This is a genomic window from Paenibacillus amylolyticus (assembly GCF_003719335.1).
Taxonomy (GTDB): domain Bacteria; phylum Bacillota; class Bacilli; order Paenibacillales; family Paenibacillaceae; genus Paenibacillus; species Paenibacillus amylolyticus_D.
In genome coordinates, this window is the sequence record NZ_RIAS01000018.1 from 86527 (window position 1) to 102306 (window position 15780).

Annotated in this window: 14 protein-coding genes; 1 reads left to right on the plus strand and 13 read right to left on the minus strand. The window is 44.2% G+C overall.

What is annotated here, in order from left to right:
• Positions 1-5: 5 nt before the first annotated feature.
• The 9 genes from EC604_RS24965 to EC604_RS25010 form a co-directional block, all read right to left on the minus strand.
• Positions 6-830, minus strand: coding sequence for a carbohydrate ABC transporter permease (locus EC604_RS24965; RefSeq protein WP_123066736.1), 825 nt, complete (start codon positions 828-830; stop codon positions 6-8).
• Positions 830-1735 (minus strand): carbohydrate ABC transporter permease, encoded by a 906-nt coding sequence (locus EC604_RS24970; protein ID WP_123066737.1) that lies wholly within the window; start codon positions 1733-1735, stop codon positions 830-832. Before EC604_RS24970 ends, EC604_RS24965 begins: the two co-directional genes overlap by 1 nt.
• A 112-nt stretch (positions 1736-1847) precedes the next feature.
• A complete protein-coding gene (locus EC604_RS24975) occupies positions 1848-3119 on the minus strand; it encodes an ABC transporter substrate-binding protein (RefSeq protein WP_123066738.1) in 1272 nt (423 codons plus the stop codon).
• A 22-nt stretch (positions 3120-3141) separates the two neighbouring features.
• Positions 3142-4023 carry an AraC family transcriptional regulator gene (locus tag EC604_RS24980; RefSeq protein WP_123066739.1) on the minus strand — a complete coding sequence of 294 codons (882 nt, stop codon included), beginning with the start codon at positions 4021-4023 and terminating at the stop codon, positions 3142-3144.
• Positions 4024-4638: 615 nt separating this feature from the next.
• On the minus strand, positions 4639-5103 hold the full coding sequence (locus tag EC604_RS24990; protein ID WP_123066741.1) for a GNAT family N-acetyltransferase: 465 nt from the start codon (positions 5101-5103) through the stop codon (positions 4639-4641).
• 113 nt (positions 5104-5216) lie between these two features.
• Positions 5217-6047 (minus strand): phosphotransferase family protein, encoded by an 831-nt coding sequence (locus tag EC604_RS24995; protein WP_161557034.1) that lies wholly within the window; start codon positions 6045-6047, stop codon positions 5217-5219.
• A 67-nt stretch (positions 6048-6114) separates the two neighbouring features.
• On the minus strand, positions 6115-7059 hold the full coding sequence (locus EC604_RS25000) for a hypothetical protein (protein WP_123066743.1): 945 nt from the start codon (positions 7057-7059) through the stop codon (positions 6115-6117).
• Between the two features lie 19 nt (positions 7060-7078).
• On the minus strand, positions 7079-7903 hold the full coding sequence (locus tag EC604_RS25005) for a methyltransferase domain-containing protein (protein WP_123066744.1): 825 nt from the start codon (positions 7901-7903) through the stop codon (positions 7079-7081).
• Between the two features lie 43 nt (positions 7904-7946).
• Positions 7947-8723, minus strand: a complete 777-nt coding sequence (locus EC604_RS25010; RefSeq protein ID WP_161557035.1) for a class I SAM-dependent methyltransferase — start codon at positions 8721-8723, stop codon at positions 7947-7949.
• Between the two features lie 156 nt (positions 8724-8879).
• On the opposite strand from EC604_RS25010, the gene EC604_RS25015 reads away from it, so the two are divergent.
• Positions 8880-9329: a DUF1569 domain-containing protein gene (locus tag EC604_RS25015; protein ID WP_123066746.1), complete on the plus strand. Its 450-nt coding sequence runs from the start codon at positions 8880-8882 to the stop codon at positions 9327-9329.
• A gap of 127 nt (positions 9330-9456) precedes the next feature.
• Here the strand turns inward: EC604_RS25015 and EC604_RS25020 are convergent, their stop codons facing one another.
• The 4 genes from EC604_RS25020 to EC604_RS25035 all read right to left on the minus strand — a co-directional run bounded on the left by EC604_RS25020 (position 9457) and on the right by EC604_RS25035 (position 15778).
• A complete protein-coding gene (locus EC604_RS25020) occupies positions 9457-11025 on the minus strand; it encodes a glycoside hydrolase (protein WP_123066747.1) in 1569 nt (522 codons plus the stop codon).
• A gap of 149 nt (positions 11026-11174) precedes the next feature.
• Entirely contained in the window at positions 11175-12188 is a 1014-nt protein-coding gene (locus EC604_RS25025; protein WP_123066748.1) for a carbohydrate ABC transporter permease, read from the minus strand.
• 21 nt (positions 12189-12209) lie between these two features.
• Positions 12210-13109 carry a carbohydrate ABC transporter permease gene (locus EC604_RS25030; protein ID WP_090920925.1) on the minus strand — a complete coding sequence of 300 codons (900 nt, stop codon included), beginning with the start codon at positions 13107-13109 and terminating at the stop codon, positions 12210-12212.
• Positions 13106-15778 (minus strand): DUF5696 domain-containing protein, encoded by a 2673-nt coding sequence (locus EC604_RS25035; RefSeq protein WP_123066749.1) that lies wholly within the window; start codon positions 15776-15778, stop codon positions 13106-13108. The genes EC604_RS25030 and EC604_RS25035 overlap by 4 nt, the downstream gene beginning before the upstream one ends.
• Between the last annotated feature and the right edge of the window lie 2 nt (positions 15779-15780).

The following is a 15780-nucleotide window of genomic DNA, read 5'->3' on the forward strand; positions in this document are numbered from 1 at the left end:
TTAACTCATCCTTTCATGCCTGAAGTAATCATACCGCTGACAAAATAACGCTGGAAAACCATAAAAACAATTAAGACCGGAAGCATCGTAATAACGGACATGGCAAGCAGGCTTCCCCAGTCGACGTTGTATTCTCCAATAAAATTAGAGAGTGCCAGCTGAATGGTGTATTTGGATGGATCACTGATTGCAATTAACGGCCATACAAAATCATCCCATCTCCACATAAACGAAAAGATCGCAAGGACAGCCAGAATGGGCTTGGCTATCGGAAGAATAATGCTCCAGTAAATTTTCCATTCTCCCGCTCCATCCATACGAGCCGCTTCTAACAACTCATCCGGTACGGTCAGCAAATATTGCCGCATAAGGAACACACCCGTCGGCGTTGCTGCAGGCGGAATGATGATGGCAAGCAGGCTGTTATATAAACCGAGTGCACTTAACACTTTGAAGATCGGGATCATAATGACCTCAATCGGGATCATAAGTGTTGAGATAAAAGCAATGAGTATAATGGAGCTTCCACGGAAGCGATACTTTGCGAGTGCAAAGCCTGCCATGGAATTGATCAATAACAGTAGCAACGTTGAAGAGAGCGTGACGATCGTACTATTCATAAAATACAAGCCAAAATCGCCTTTTTTGAATGCCGCCTTGAAATGTTCAAAGGTCACTGGATCTGGCCACAATTTAGGAGGAAAGCTATACAGATCGCTATTTGTCTTTAGGGCAGAAATTACAACCCATAACACAGGTAGTAGCCACAACACTGCGGCCACACTTAACATACCGTAGATGGTGATTTTAACCATAGGTTTCATGACCATCAGACAGCCCCTCCTTTCGATAGGCGGAATTGAAGTGCCGAGAATCCGCCGATGAGCATAAATAGAATGACAGACATGGCACTGGCAAGACCTAATTCCTGCCTGTTAAATCCAATCTCATAAATATATTGAACAATAAAGGTCGTTTCTTTACCTGGCCCACCTCCTGTAAGCGCAAACATAAGTGGGAACGCTTTAAACGCGTCTATCAGACAAAGCATAACCACAAGTAAACTTGTCGGCTTCAACAGCGGAAGGGTAATATAGCGGAACACCTTGGTTCCTGTTGCCCCGTCCAAACGGGCAGCCTCATAATAATCTGTAGGTATAGCCTGTAAACCTGCGATAAAAATGACCATGAAAAATCCTGCTCGTGACCATACCGTCGCCACAATTACAGCCGTATTGGCCCAGAAAGATGAGGTTAGAAAGCCTACAGGTTCTGCGCCTGCCATCGTTAACAGATGATTCAGAATGCCGAAGGAATCTCCGAAAATCCATTTCCAGGTTAAACCAACAATGATATAAGAAATCATGGTCGGCCAGTAAAAGATGGCTCTGAAAAAACCGCGCATTCGAATCTCTCGCGCCAGCAACAACGCAATGCCCAAAGCTGCTGCATAAATTAATGGAACAACAATCACAGCATAAATGCCTGTTCTTCCTATGGTTGACCAAAACTCCTGATCCGTCAGAATCTTCATATAATTGTCCAGCCCATTAAATTTCATCGGATTTAACCCATCATAGACATGGAATGAATAGTACAGACCCAATAAAGAGGGGAAGACGATAAATGTACTAAAGATCAGGAGGTTTGGAAGTATGAACAGATACGGAGCGATCACGAGTTTCCTATTCTGTTTGCTTAATGTTTTATGATTTGTTCGTTGTGCTTCACTCATCTGCATGCCCCTTCCTTATAAATTAAACGAAAGGGAGGCCTAACAGGAATCGGTAAGCCCCCGGTCGTGATGAACATTTGGCTTTGCGTTTAACTTTGTGTTTGGTTAGACCTTATTGACTGCCTATGGCTTCATTAATCTGCTTAGCCATCTGATCCAATGCATCCTGCGGGGTTGCTTTGTCGGATAACACGTCCATAATATGATTTTTCAAATCCGTAGAAATCTTGGATATAAGCGTTTGCCTGGACCAATCATTCGCTGCAAGCGGAGAACTATTTTTCAGTTCATCCGAGAAAACTTCAAACATCTCCTTTCCAAATTCATAATTCAGTGTGGAGCTGTCCTTCCTCGGACTCATGAACAAGGACTCCTGATTATATTTGGAATTCACTTCCTTGGACGTCAAATATTCAATAAACTTTGCAGCTTCCTCTTCCTGCCCGCTACCCTTAAAGGCCATAAGGAACTTCCCTCCTGGTACGGAAGAACGCTGCGTTCCTTTTGGCATGTAGGTGACACCCCATTCGAAGTCGGTAATATCCTTATAATTGCTAATCATCCAGTTGCCAGCCCAGTGAGCGGCTACCGTGCCAGAACGGAACAAGTTATTCGGATTCTCTCCGCCGAGCCATACCGATTCAGGCATGATACCCTCTTGATGAAGCTGTTTGAACATCTCCATGGAGCGAATTCCAGCTTCACTGTTAATCGCTGCTGCACTGCCATCCTCTGTCAAGATGCTTCCGCCATTCTGGTACAACAACGTAGACCACCGGTGGGGAGTGACATCCCAAACCATGCCATATCGTGCTCCGCCTTTGTCCATCACCTGCTTTAATGCAGCGATATATTCGTCCCAAGTCCATACTTCATCTGGAGATGTTGGCACCTTGACACCGGCTTTATCAAATAAGGTTTTGTTATAAATCAATCCATTCGCTGTAACGTCCATCGGCGCGGCTACCAGTTTGTTGTCCATAACATAGTAAGGTTTAAGGGAGTCGATAAATTGATCCTGGAATTGTTCCGCATTCTCTACATAAGGGGTAAGATCAACAGCCTGATTGGCAAAAGACCCCGTATCCGTCACCCGGCTCAAGGCTGGTGGTTTCCCTCCAGACAACATCGTTTTCAACTTGGTTTGAATATCCTTGAAGCCAACTTCAATCAGATTGATTTTTACGTTGCTATTACTTTGCTCGTATTCCTTAATAATCTCCTTGATGACTTCTCCTTCTTTCCCATCAGAGAACCATAAGAAGTCAAGAGATTTTTGTTTCCCACTAGCGTTGTTACCCGCACTTCCACAAGCGCTCAGCAGGATGAGCACAGCTGTCAGTAACACGCTGATGCTCATCTTAAACCATGTTTTTCTTGTCATTTTAACCTCTCCTTAAGAAGAATTAATGATTTTGGGATACATGAAGCAATTCATTTTTACGGAACAACTGTGGTGAAACACCAACGTATTGTTTGAATGCTCTGCTGAAATACACAGGTGTATTGAAGCCTAATGTCTCGGATATGGACAAAATCGGTGCATCGGTAGAAAGCAACAGCTTTTTGGCCTCTGCCACCCTTTTGCGTATGACATAATTGCTGATCGTATATCCCGTAGTTTCTTTAAAAGAATGACAAATATAATATTTGTTCAAATGCAGCGTTTTGGACAGTTCATCGAGTGAAACATTTTCCGCATAATTTTGGTTCAAATAATGAAGAACTCGGCTCACACTGGACTGCTTCTGTGAGGAAATCAGAATCGGATCGACCGATTGCTCCGTAGTCATTTTTCGATAAATCCGCAGTAGCAACTGAGTAAGAATCAATTTAACCATCGTTTTACATCCCGCACTTCGGGCATCCATCTCCTCTTTAATCCCTTTAAATGTACTTGAGATGTATTCACGCTCCTCCGGGGACCAATGTACCAATAAACCGTCGGGGTGACGGAAAATAGACATCAGATTCTCTAATTGACTAAGCTCAAGCATATCTAATAGCAATATTTCCGTAAAATTAACAAAACTTCGCTTGTACACAATCTCTCTCGAAGGATTGATCCGATGAGGGACTCCGCCTCTGAAAATAAACATATCCCCGGGCTTCGGCTTATAGATTCGATCACCGATTAAGAAGGTTGCATCCCCTTGGATAAAATAATGAATCTCATACCCGTTATGTGTATGAATGGGCCATTCATCCTGAAAATTGTCAGCTTCCGAGCGCACATAAATTTCATTTTCCTGCAATGCCATATTCGTCGGGGTGTGTATAGTTAACATCAATAAAGATCTCCCTTCTCTGAATATAAATAGCAATATAGTTTAATCATTTGTAATGATAGCGCTTTACAATGAATTGTATCACAGATATTTCGAACTAATATGAACTATATTGCTGTATTGTTGATCACAATTGTTGCAAATGATTTCAAAGGATCTCAACCATCTAAATGCTGGAAATAAAAAAACACGCCATAGCTCTTAGTCTACGACGTGGTGGAGATACTCTCTGAGTACGATTCGTTCTCCATATATACGAGCCATATCCGTTACCTCCCGGTTTGTTTCCTGATCTTATCCTTCTTTATTAATTTATCAATAATCAGACCCAATGCTGTCCAAAAGAGCAGATGTAATCCACAAATGAGAGGTTTAAACAAGTACGTTGTCTCCGGGTTCATATTGATGTCTGTTAGCCAGCGGTTTAATAGCGGATTGAATGGATTCGTTAAATATATCAAAATGTTTTTATCATCATTACCAGATAGGTTGTTGAAACACACCAGTAATGAGAAAAGGACTAACCAAAAGGTCAGCCGTTTGAATATGTTCATCTTCGTCTATACCTCCTTCTAAACAAGCCATGCTCAGCGGACTCAATCCATCATAGAGAAGTTATTCAATCCCTCTGTATTCTAATTTCAAAGCTCGAACAACCTCTCCATCAATAAGTTCCTCACTGATCCGCTGGAAACCGAGAGATTCGTACAAGGCACCTGCAACGTGATTATCAGGTCTGTGTCCAATCAGGATGCGTTTGCAGTCTAATGCCTTTTGCATCCTTTGAATCAAAGCACGGAGTGCTTCTTTTCCATATCCTCTGCCCTGATATTTGCTATCGATCATCAGTGCAGGCAGCCAATAATCACCCTCGTCAGGCTCTTGATCGGAGTACACCGCAAAACCTACCAAATCTGAATCGTTGTAAATTGCCATAGGTTGAAAATCTTTGACAAACCTAGACTCAGCCAACCAGTATACAACCGGTGCAGGGAACGTTGATTTCTGTTCTTCACTTACCTGCAATTGAGTACAAGCAAACCAATCATCCATCGAAACAGGTCTCACCTGAATAGTCATTTAAAATTCCTCCTAATGGTTTTCTTCGTTTTTTAATGCACGTATTCAACTGTTTTCTCATACTGCATCACTCCTTTCACATTGGCTTAGGTATTTCGGTGTGATTCATCTCACTATTCATTTACACAAAAGTTCGTTTGCAGCGTCCATTCTAATCTTCGCAACCATTCCTTCTGTACATCCGGGTGGGCATTCTTGATGCGGTTCATGATCTGTATTACTTTGGATGTGGCGTAAGCTCGGATTAAATCATGTGTTATTTGGACATTTGTATGTTCTGTATATGTACTTAAGAAGGCTCCTGACAGTTCCTTGGCCATATTAGGATAATGTAAATGCACAAACCAGACAACCCATGCCACATCAAATAACGGGTTCCCCCAGCCTGCCCACTCCCAGTCCAAAATGAACATGGAATCGTTGCATAACATTACATTATGCGGTCCATAATCCCCGTGAATCAGAGTTTGTTCCCCATGATCTGGAATGCTTAATACTTCTTTTGCCATGCTCTTGATTCCAGTAGGCATGAACTTAAGTCCATCCACAGCAACAGCGGATTTCATGATAACAGGCAACTCTGTCTCTTGGTCGTCTCGTTTGACGGAGTGCACCTCTTTGGCGAGATATTTACCCAGTTGCTCATACATTCTCCTGCCTTGGTCAAGTCTATCTTGATCCAAAATCTTCTGTGCATTTACGCCCGTGACATAGTCCATCATTACAAATAGCCGTTCATCTTGCTCAAAATAATCATACACTCGAGGAGTCACCCCAGAATGAGTTAACAGCGTCAGTGCACTTATTTCTGTCTTTGCATCTGAATTATTCACATGATAGATTTTGGCAACCCTCTTCATGTCAGTTCCCTCAAGTAAGAGGGTCGTATTCGTATAACCGCCAGTTAATCCAACGATTTTTACATTTGGGAATCGATTTAACAAGGTGTCATGTATCACTTTATGATTCCTTCTTTCTTATTTCCATTAAGTGCTATTCACTAACGCGTACTCAAATCTGATCTCCGATCTCGACAAGAACAGGACTATGTTTAGTCAATTCAGAGAGCTCAAAAGATTTATTGGCAGCCAACGCTGTTCGAGCGATACTTGCCCCTTCTGACTTCCAAACCGAATAAATATATTTGGAAAAAGCATATCCATTCAAGACGTACCCCCTATCTTGTAGCTGTCTGAACAATTTCGCACTTTCTTCAGACTGTTCAATATCCGCTAGAATACAAGCCAGATTATTTAACGCAATATGAATATCTCGCTGTGAGTTTCTACATGAATTCACATCTTCCCAGCTGCCGACAACTTCTTCTTTTTTCATGGGCTCTAAGGAAGCCCAATCAATGTTATCTATTAAATGCATCGTTTCATGCATAAGTAAATCTACTTCTCTTTCGTCTCTGGAGTGATACAGATAAGCTAGACGCTGTTTGTTATATGTAATCCGGGCGAAAAGAAGATTGTCCCACTGCTGATCTTCCCAGGTAAGCTGTTTCATATGTTCTAAGACTTCCGGCATCTCGCTGTATCTCTCTAATGCCCAGAACGTACCGCCCAAGGCCCGGTGGCTCTCAAAACGAACGGCGCGATTGGAATCCAATTTTGGCGCATGATCGCAAGCATATCGATACCAGACAATCCAATGCTCGAAGTAATTCCCCAGAGACAATGACAAAGCCTGTGTGGAATCGGAAACGACCCAATGATACTGTTCAGGGAGAAGAGTCTCCTTCCCCCATTCGTAAAATGCCAGATGATTGGCATAAAGTAGCTCCGGCTCTCTTAACAGGGCGTAGCCATCTGAAATATTCCAGTATACCCAGCCGCGTTCATTCACAGCGAGTTCGCCGGTTTGCTCGTATTTTTTTAATAAGTTAATCATCTCCTGATGATCGCCTCGCACCACTGTTTCCCGAAAAGCATGAACGATATTCTTCCTCATCCTCCGTCCCTCATAGCCCTTACAATGGCTTCGTACCGCAAGCAGTAATAAAATTCATCATGGCATAGGCTTCTGGCGAATGATTGATAGCTTCAAAAGCTCGCTGCAACTGGGCAAACTCCTCCGGGCTAATGATGCCCTTTTCAACAAAATGTACAAAACGCTGGAGATTGAATTGTTGCTTGAAACCCTCTATACCGATGATGTCACTGTGTTGAACAACCGCATCAATGTCAACATCAATGTATCCACTCTCAGCAAGGAGCCGCGGCAAACTTCTGCCAATTAACCGATTACCGCCATGTTGGGCTACATAGTCGGCGATTTTCATTAATACGCTATGCAACGCCGGTATATCCGGATTCACCGCCCCAAAAATACCGTCGTCAACATCAATAATGGCCAGCCGGCCACCAGGCTTGAGCACACGATAAATTTCTTGCGCAGCTTCGATCGGATTGTTCAGGTGAAGAAAGATCAGTCTAGCCACCACAAAATCAAAGGAGTCATCTGGCAGATCCATTTGATATATGGAAGATTCCACAAACTGCAGTCGCTCGGAAGAAACGTCTTTCAGCCGTTCTTTGGCTTGTGCCTGTAACGTACGATCAATCTCAAGCGAGGTGATCTCGCTGCCCGGTAGACTGTTCAATAATTGTTCTGTGATGTAGCCTGGTCCGCTTCCGACCTCTAATACACGCATTCCATTTTTGAGCCCATACCACGACAGATTACGAAATTCTTTGGACCATCCCATGACCGCTTGCATCTTTAACCTCTCTAGTTCCTCATTGAAACTTAATACTGCGGTTTGGATATTGTAAGTTGAACGCGTGTCAGTCATATTTCTTCATCTCCTGTTGATTAAAATGATAGAACCTGCATTCTCACACTTTTTTTCTACCTAAAAAAAGAGCAACCTTGTGATGTTTGTCTATCGTTCCACCTGCATGATCTATTGAACGTTTAATTCTCTCCAAAAGCGTACTCCGAACATCCTCAGAAAGCTGCTGATGCTTGGAATTTGTATTTAAAAGTGCGACATACTCATCGCTCGAACAGGACTGTATCCAGTTATATTCCTTGACCTTAATGTCTGTGAACAAGCCCGAACGCTCCGTTATTTCTTTGCGCTCCTGAATGACTTCATCGGGCGAAGGATATTGAGAATCATCCAAATGAGAGGCTAGCGCAATGTAATGCGCACGGATTTCTCGATGCAGCTGGTCGTAGCCAGGAACATGAACTGTCCAAAAAAAACCTATGCATCCCTCATCCTCAAGCACTTCCCAGGCCCTGCGGTAACCGATCTCTGGATCAATAAAATGAAAGGCTGTCCCTGACACCATCAACTTGAAAAGCTTTCCTTCTTCATTCCATTCCTCAAACGAAGTGTTGATCACTTGAATGGATGGATACGATCTGAATTTATCTGCGGTAAACTGTGCCAAATTGCTACCTAATTCAATACACGTTATGTTGGTGTAGTGCTTACTTACCAAACCACCAGTGGCCTGCCCTGTTCCGCAACCAACTTCAAGAATAGAATCTTGCTTATCAAGCTTCGCATATGTAAAAATATCATCAAACATTTCACTCGGATAGACGGGTCTGTAACGCTCATATTCAATCGCTACGAGATTGAATGTTTCCTTGTTTTCCATAAATATCCACCTCAAATTTGCTAACATTATTTTTCTCATTTCATTGACTAAACTTACCATATTTTATTATTGTTGAACATATCCGAATAAACCTCTCAATAATGGAATAATACTGTCTCCAGTTCAACAGTTACTATAATAGATCGGGGTGCTTCGATGAAAAGTATTTTTGAAACAAGACATGCTACTGAAATTACAGATCGTATTGATCGACTCCGTGAAGATTCCACACCTCTGTGGGGAACCATGCAGGTTTCTCAAATGTTAGCTCACTGTGCAGCTTTTCATGATATCCCTTTGGGTAATACGTTCCCGCCAAGAGGATTGCTAGGAAGACTTGTTGGACGGTTTGCCAAACCGATGTTTTACAATGAAAAACCTTTACCACAAAATATGTCGACCATTCCAACCATCGTTATTGATGATGATCGAGTGTTTGAGACCGAGAAAGAAAAACTAAAAGAGCAGATCACTACTTTTCAAGTAAGAGGCCCAGATCAATGTTCCCATCATCCCCACCCTTTCTTCGGAAAACTAACACCTGAGCAATGGGGAAAAGGAATCTATAAACATCTGGACCATCATCTAAAGCAATTTGGAGTTTAAATGTAGAGTCTTATCCAGCCGCGACAGATCCCATGATCGAAAAAAAGCCCATGACAACATTCCGCTTTATCACACATTTCTGCATGGTTCAAGCTTCAAGTGTCATGGGCAATATCAAGTGAAGCTCTTACTCGCCACTTTCCACTTTCTGTGCGCCGCCAGTGAGGGTCACAACCGATTTTCCTGGAATGTTTACGATAAAAGTCTGCTCTTCTTCCGCTTCGGGTACTCTCTCCTGACAAACCAGATCCAATTCCGCATTGGTTACGTAAGACTGCATTGTGGTAATTCGTTCATTTAATCCCAGCTCATGGAGGTGTAGTTGAATGCATTTGTCCTGTTCACCATGATTCACAAAAACAGCTGTCACGGTTTGCTCTCCCTCATGGACATAGGCAGAACCTAACAAACCGCTGTCGGCTTCCTCACCAAGTCCGGTCAAGTCGATTCGCTTCGCACCAGGCCGAATAAATCGGCTATAGTTACCGAGTACCCACAGCATTTTCGAAGTAAGAATATTTTGCTCATCGCCGGTTTCATTAAAATCCGTATAGATTAATCCATCTTTGTAATCTACTTTGGAAACCGCTGTCCACCATTGCCATGCTGCCGCATTCGCTTCTACCAGATCAAAATGAATCGTTCTTGCCACATGAAGCGCAGGCTCGATCCCTAAATCACGTCCGGGACCATAATCCCCCAGAATGCAATATTCCGTCACCCAGTACTTGCTCTCTTCATCGTAATGCTTCATGTTGGTGTGCAGCAATTGCCTCAATCTGACTAACCGATCGTCTCCGGGATTACTGTAGTCGGACCAGTATGAATGGGAAGCCATTTTATTCCCTATCGCTTCTTTCACCTCAGGATCACCAATCATATCCTTTATGTATTCCCTATACTTCCCTGTGCCCAGCTTGTTAGCGCCGCTGGAATACGTGCCACTTCCCGCAAACTGGCGATAGTACTCATCGTCCAAGAGCGACGTAATTTCCACGCCATCCGGTGCACTGATCCGTGTCTGTAGACCGGTATGCTGTAACTGGCGGTATAATTCCAGAATTACTTGTTTCAGATCATCATTATTGTAACGGTTCCCCTCCTGCCAAGACTGATTCCAATCCCAAGTCGGCTCGTTGATCGGGCTAATATAGTCAAAAGCGAGTCCTTTTCCCTTGAAATAGGATAAAACATCAATCAGATAAGACGCGAACTTTCCATTATAACCTGGTTTCAGATTCGTCGAACCCACTTCAAGATCAGGCTGGGCATGCCCATTTTTGGTCATCCATACCGGTGGGCTATTTACAAAAGCGATTAGTGTCCCAACTCCCCGCTCACGCGCGGCTTGAAGGAACCACTGTTGGCCAGACTGTTTACTCCAGTCATACTCGTGCTCCTCTGATATTTTGAAAGCTTCGGCTCTTCTCCAGGGGTCGGGTATTCGATCCTGATCGGTTTCTGTTGAACCTGCGCCTATGTTAAAACGCCACGCGGACAACCCGATTCCTCGCTCCCTGGAAAATAACAGATCGGCAATCTTTGCTTTATTTTCCTCACTCCAATACTTCCCTAGCGGTTCCATCGACCACGCATCCGACGCGCCAAAATTGTCTATGCTCTGATAACATTTATTTCCATCAATCGTGACTTGTGCATCCAGCCTATCTATTGCTTGTGGGTTATCTCTTTGCATTCCTAATCCTCCTCTGCCGATAAGCCGTTAAAATAGCTATGGGTTAGAGACTGCCATCTACGTAGGCAGCCTCTTATAAGCTTCCAAATTCAGTGTCCTTCTCAAGTTATGAAGGACATATTCCCCTTCAGTTCACTGCTCCAATCCTGTTATCCTACAAGACCGGAACGTTCCACACTCTCCACGAAATGACGCTGAACGAACAGATAAATGATAATCAGCGGCAAAATGGCCATCAGTACACTCGTATTCATCATCATGGACATGAAAAACGGATCTTGTGTATAAGATGCCGCGGCCTGACCTCCGCCCGTCAGATACGTCGCAATGGTAAAGCCCGAGGACGACATCATCGAGGACATGACTTTAGGTTCATTTAAATACATATTGGTGAAGAAAGAATCATTCCACTGCCATACAAACGAGAACAGCATAACCGTAACCATTGAAGGTATCGCGTTAGGCAAAATAATACGTCCAAACGTTTTGAAATATCCAGCACCGTCCACGTAGGCTGCCTCTTCAATCTCACGTGGGATACCTCTGAAGAACTGGCGAAAAATGTAGACGTACAGACCTGTTTTCACACCCATGCCGAGTGCTGCGGAAATCAGAAATGGCCAGTATGTGTTGATGAGATTAGCAGGACTGCCACGAAACAGCTCGATTAAGCCCATCACATCAAAGTTCTTAAAATTTAGATAGAGCGGAATCATGATCGTCTGTGAAGGCACCAAGATGGTAAAAATTACGGCAGCAAACAACAAACCGCTACCTCTGAACTTGATTCTTGCAAACCCGTAGCCGGCTAGCACACAGGTTATCGTCTGGAGAAGCATAACCGCAGAGGATAACCATAAGGTGTTCATCAGCACGCTGGGATAGTTCATCGCCGTGAAGACCAGTTTAAAGTTTTCGAGCGTAAACGTACGCGGAATCCAGATCACCGTTGGGTCATACAGATCGGACATGCTTTTAAAGGATATCGATATTTTCAATAAAATCGGGTAAAGAATGACAAATGAAATGCCAAAGATCAAGACAAACCGAACCAGAATCCACGCCCACTTCTTGATCGCTTCAAACCAGTAGGCCGTGGATCCCAGGCGATGCATCCATTCCTTTTTCGCTGGCGGTTGCCCTGCTGCGGTTTCTGTCTTCATGTCAGGCCTCCTTCAGAATTACTAGTTTTGATAAAAGACCTTGCGGGATACCAGGGCGGTCGTTACCCACAGGATTAGTGCAATCACGGCAAAATACATCCATGACATCGCCGCACTGAGCCCGAAGTTAAAGCTTTTGAAGGCCGTGTCCACCACAAGCCGACTCGTCTGATCACTGATGAAGCTGTCCACGATGGTATACACCAGATTCGTCAGAATCAATGGGCTCAGCATCGGGAACGTAATTTTCCAAAAGGCTTCGTAACCTGTAGATCCTTCGATTTTGGCTGCCTCATACAGCGATGGAGAAATCGACTGCAAACCCGCAAGGAAAATCAAAATCTGAACGCCTGATTGACTGACAATCTCGTAAATCCGGCTAACCGCACCTGTCAAATATTCAACCAGAATCGGACTCATACCTGATTCAAGGAGCATTATCGTCAGATCCAGATTTTTCATCACAGACAGTCCACCGCCCGTCATGTCGTTGGCACTGCGCACAACGGATTGCATCAAATCCCCGTTTTCGATACTCGCAATAATACCCGAAGCCAGAATAACCGGAAGGAAAAAAATCGCTCTTGCCAGCACCCTTCCATGAAACTTCTGATTCAGAATCACCGCAAAAAACAGGCTGAAAATAATAATTAACGGTGTATTGACGACAATATTGATTACAGATTCCGTCAACATCCTGACATAGGATTCATGAGAGAATAACGCCTCACGGAAATTGGCCAACCCAATAAACTCCAGCGTAAATCCTTCATTGGACACCTGCAGATTGCTCAGACTGTATCGGAACGAAGAGATCAGCGGCACCATGAAAAGCAGCAGGAAACCGATGAACCAAGGCAGGATGAAATACAAACCGTAATATCTGTTTTTTTGCTCTAGGGATAATTTCTTAAGTTTCATTCCGGCATGTCACCTCCTACCCAGTAGCTCTTCGCTGCCACACGTGTGCCATTCCACTCCACAGCAGCATCGTTGTAATTCACAATGACCGTTTTACCTTTTTCGTAAGTCGTTTGATACACACCCTTACTCAGCTTCTCATGTTTAACAATCGTTTGATTCTGTACATCTTGGAGCACGTTCTTCAGTTCCTTGTATCGCTCTGCTGATTCCTGAATCCAGCGCCGATAATCGGCTGAATATAACGCGTCAAAACTCGTCAGTTTGATCGCAGATGGATCTGCGTAGAACCACGTGTAATATGGCGCCGATCCGGTTTCGATCGCCCGCAGCATCTGTACATGGGAATCCTGATCATCCGCCATATTCCAGGCCTGCCCTGTATATTGCACGAAGCCGTGATAGACCAGTTGGAAAAAGGGAACCGCTTCATCGGTGATGTTAAACCCGCTGTTGCTCACAGGTGCATCCACGATATGTCTGGCATAGGGGCTTGCATAACTATTGCCGCCCTCTACAAGAAGCGATGCATCGGAACTGCGCACCTGATCAAGCTGCTTCATCACAACCTCTTTGGCCTGCTCGCGATTGATCACATTAGCGCGGTTGAAATCGGAATTCAGCTGGTCGCCTAAGTCTCGAAGCGACAGACCTGTAAGTCCAGTCTCTTTATAATCTTGTAAAAATCCACTCACAATGCCCGGCACCGATTCCGGACTCAGGACATAGCCCGGAGATGCTTCATCATCCCGTGTAAAGGAGGAGATATAGTACGGGAACAACTGCGCAAGTTTACCCGTAATTTGGCGTGAAGCATACGTTTTTTTGAATCCCTTCGCTTCTGGGAATGCCTCCAGGAAGGATACGTCCGGGTATAATCCAAAGCCATTCTCTTGTATATAAGCTTGCAGGCTTTGCAAACCTTTAGCTCCACCAAGCTTTTTATCAACATCGATCGACTTCGGTATATCATGGTGGATACCTCCGCCAAACCACCCCGAGTACCGAAGCTGGATGTCCTCCACACCAAGGCTTTGCATCTCTTTTAAAATATCCTGTGCCTCTTCAAACGTGGTAAGCGACTCGTAAGCATTGTAAGGGATGCCGAGGAAAAACTTTTTCTTCGGAATGCCGCCGATCAGTTCCACGTAAAATGGCATTTCTGTATCATCACCTAAACGGGTGAGTTTCTTTTGCTCCGTCAGATAATCCCGATAAGTCGAGGCCATACCTGAATAGCTCGCATCATCTGCATCCAGGAATTCATACACAACGGCCATTTCATTATGAAAAGGCTGTGCTTGAAACCGTTTGACTGTGCTCGAACGCCAGCCATTAGTCAGGGTAACCTCTTCCATACTGCTGAGCGAAAAACTGGAATGCACCGTGTTGTACTGGTTCAACCTGCCGCTGACATCCGCTTCAACAGACGCAACCGCGTCACCCTTATCAATGACCGCAAGGTATCCTTTGTCTCCGTAACTCATGCCAAACACCGGCATTCTCGCCTTCTGTTCCTTCTGAATCTGGGAGAGTTGGTTTACAGCATGATCACTTCCATACAGAGCTGTACTATATGGGGACACAGACGTTTTTTTATTATTAAAATAAATCAGAGATCCCGATCCGTCCGGCACCAGACTGTATCCTTTATCTTTTGGACCGCTCGCTCCGAAAAACGGCAACAGGGACAACGATTGAATTTTCATCGTATCCGGGTATTGGATACCGTTCTCCGGGATGGATACACGCAGACGTCCTTGCTCCAGCCGATAGTGGACAGGCACAACGACACTTGCGTTCCCGTTTTCCTCTTCACCGTAGGCCGCTTTGTCTATGGCGATCTGTGCCTCATCATAGCCGATGGATTCGAAAATTCGGGTTACTTTGGACAAACCTACGCCTTTTAGAGATGAATCCCGTCTTTCATAACGTTTGTTCTGCGCATCATACTTAAAGCGCTTCTCAATTTCTTTCTGGTCTTTTTCTTCCAGTTTCCCGAGAATTAACGTGTTAAAGCGTTCCTCGCTAATATATTTAGGGATGGCTTCAATATCACTTTTGACTTCACCCAGCGTGTATACAACGTTGAGACCGTCCTTTACTTTTTCAACTTCAAACTGACCACTCTCTACACTGTGCGTAAAATTATCGTATTTGAGCGCATTGCCCGTATTATCGTAATACGTCAATTCAAATTGCACATTCAGCTGGGACTTGTTATAACCCGTCGCAATGCTATCCTGATCACGATCCTGCGGGTTAGAAAACCACATCGCACCATTCTTCTGATCCTTGACCGCAATCTCTGTGGTTTCCGGCTTCAGATATAGAATCAAGCCATCCTTTTCTGCAACAGCTTCCATCCCCTCAGGAGCAGCCGCCGCTTTGTTATTCTTTTGATTTGCAGATGCTGCCTTCGGTTCAGAGCTGGTCGCAGCGGATTGCTCTTTTCCCTCACGTTCAGGATCCGCCGCCGTAGATTTTTGATCCGTTGAAGTTTGTTGTGTTGCAGACGACTCAGCAGCCTTGCTCTGATCCGCCTCTTGTGAATCTCCGGATGTGGTTACCACACGTTCCGATACGGACTCCGCATAGTTGACATTTTGAGACATGAACAAGCTTGCAATGAGAATGACCGCTGCAAACGCAGTACGCTTTTTTCTCATAT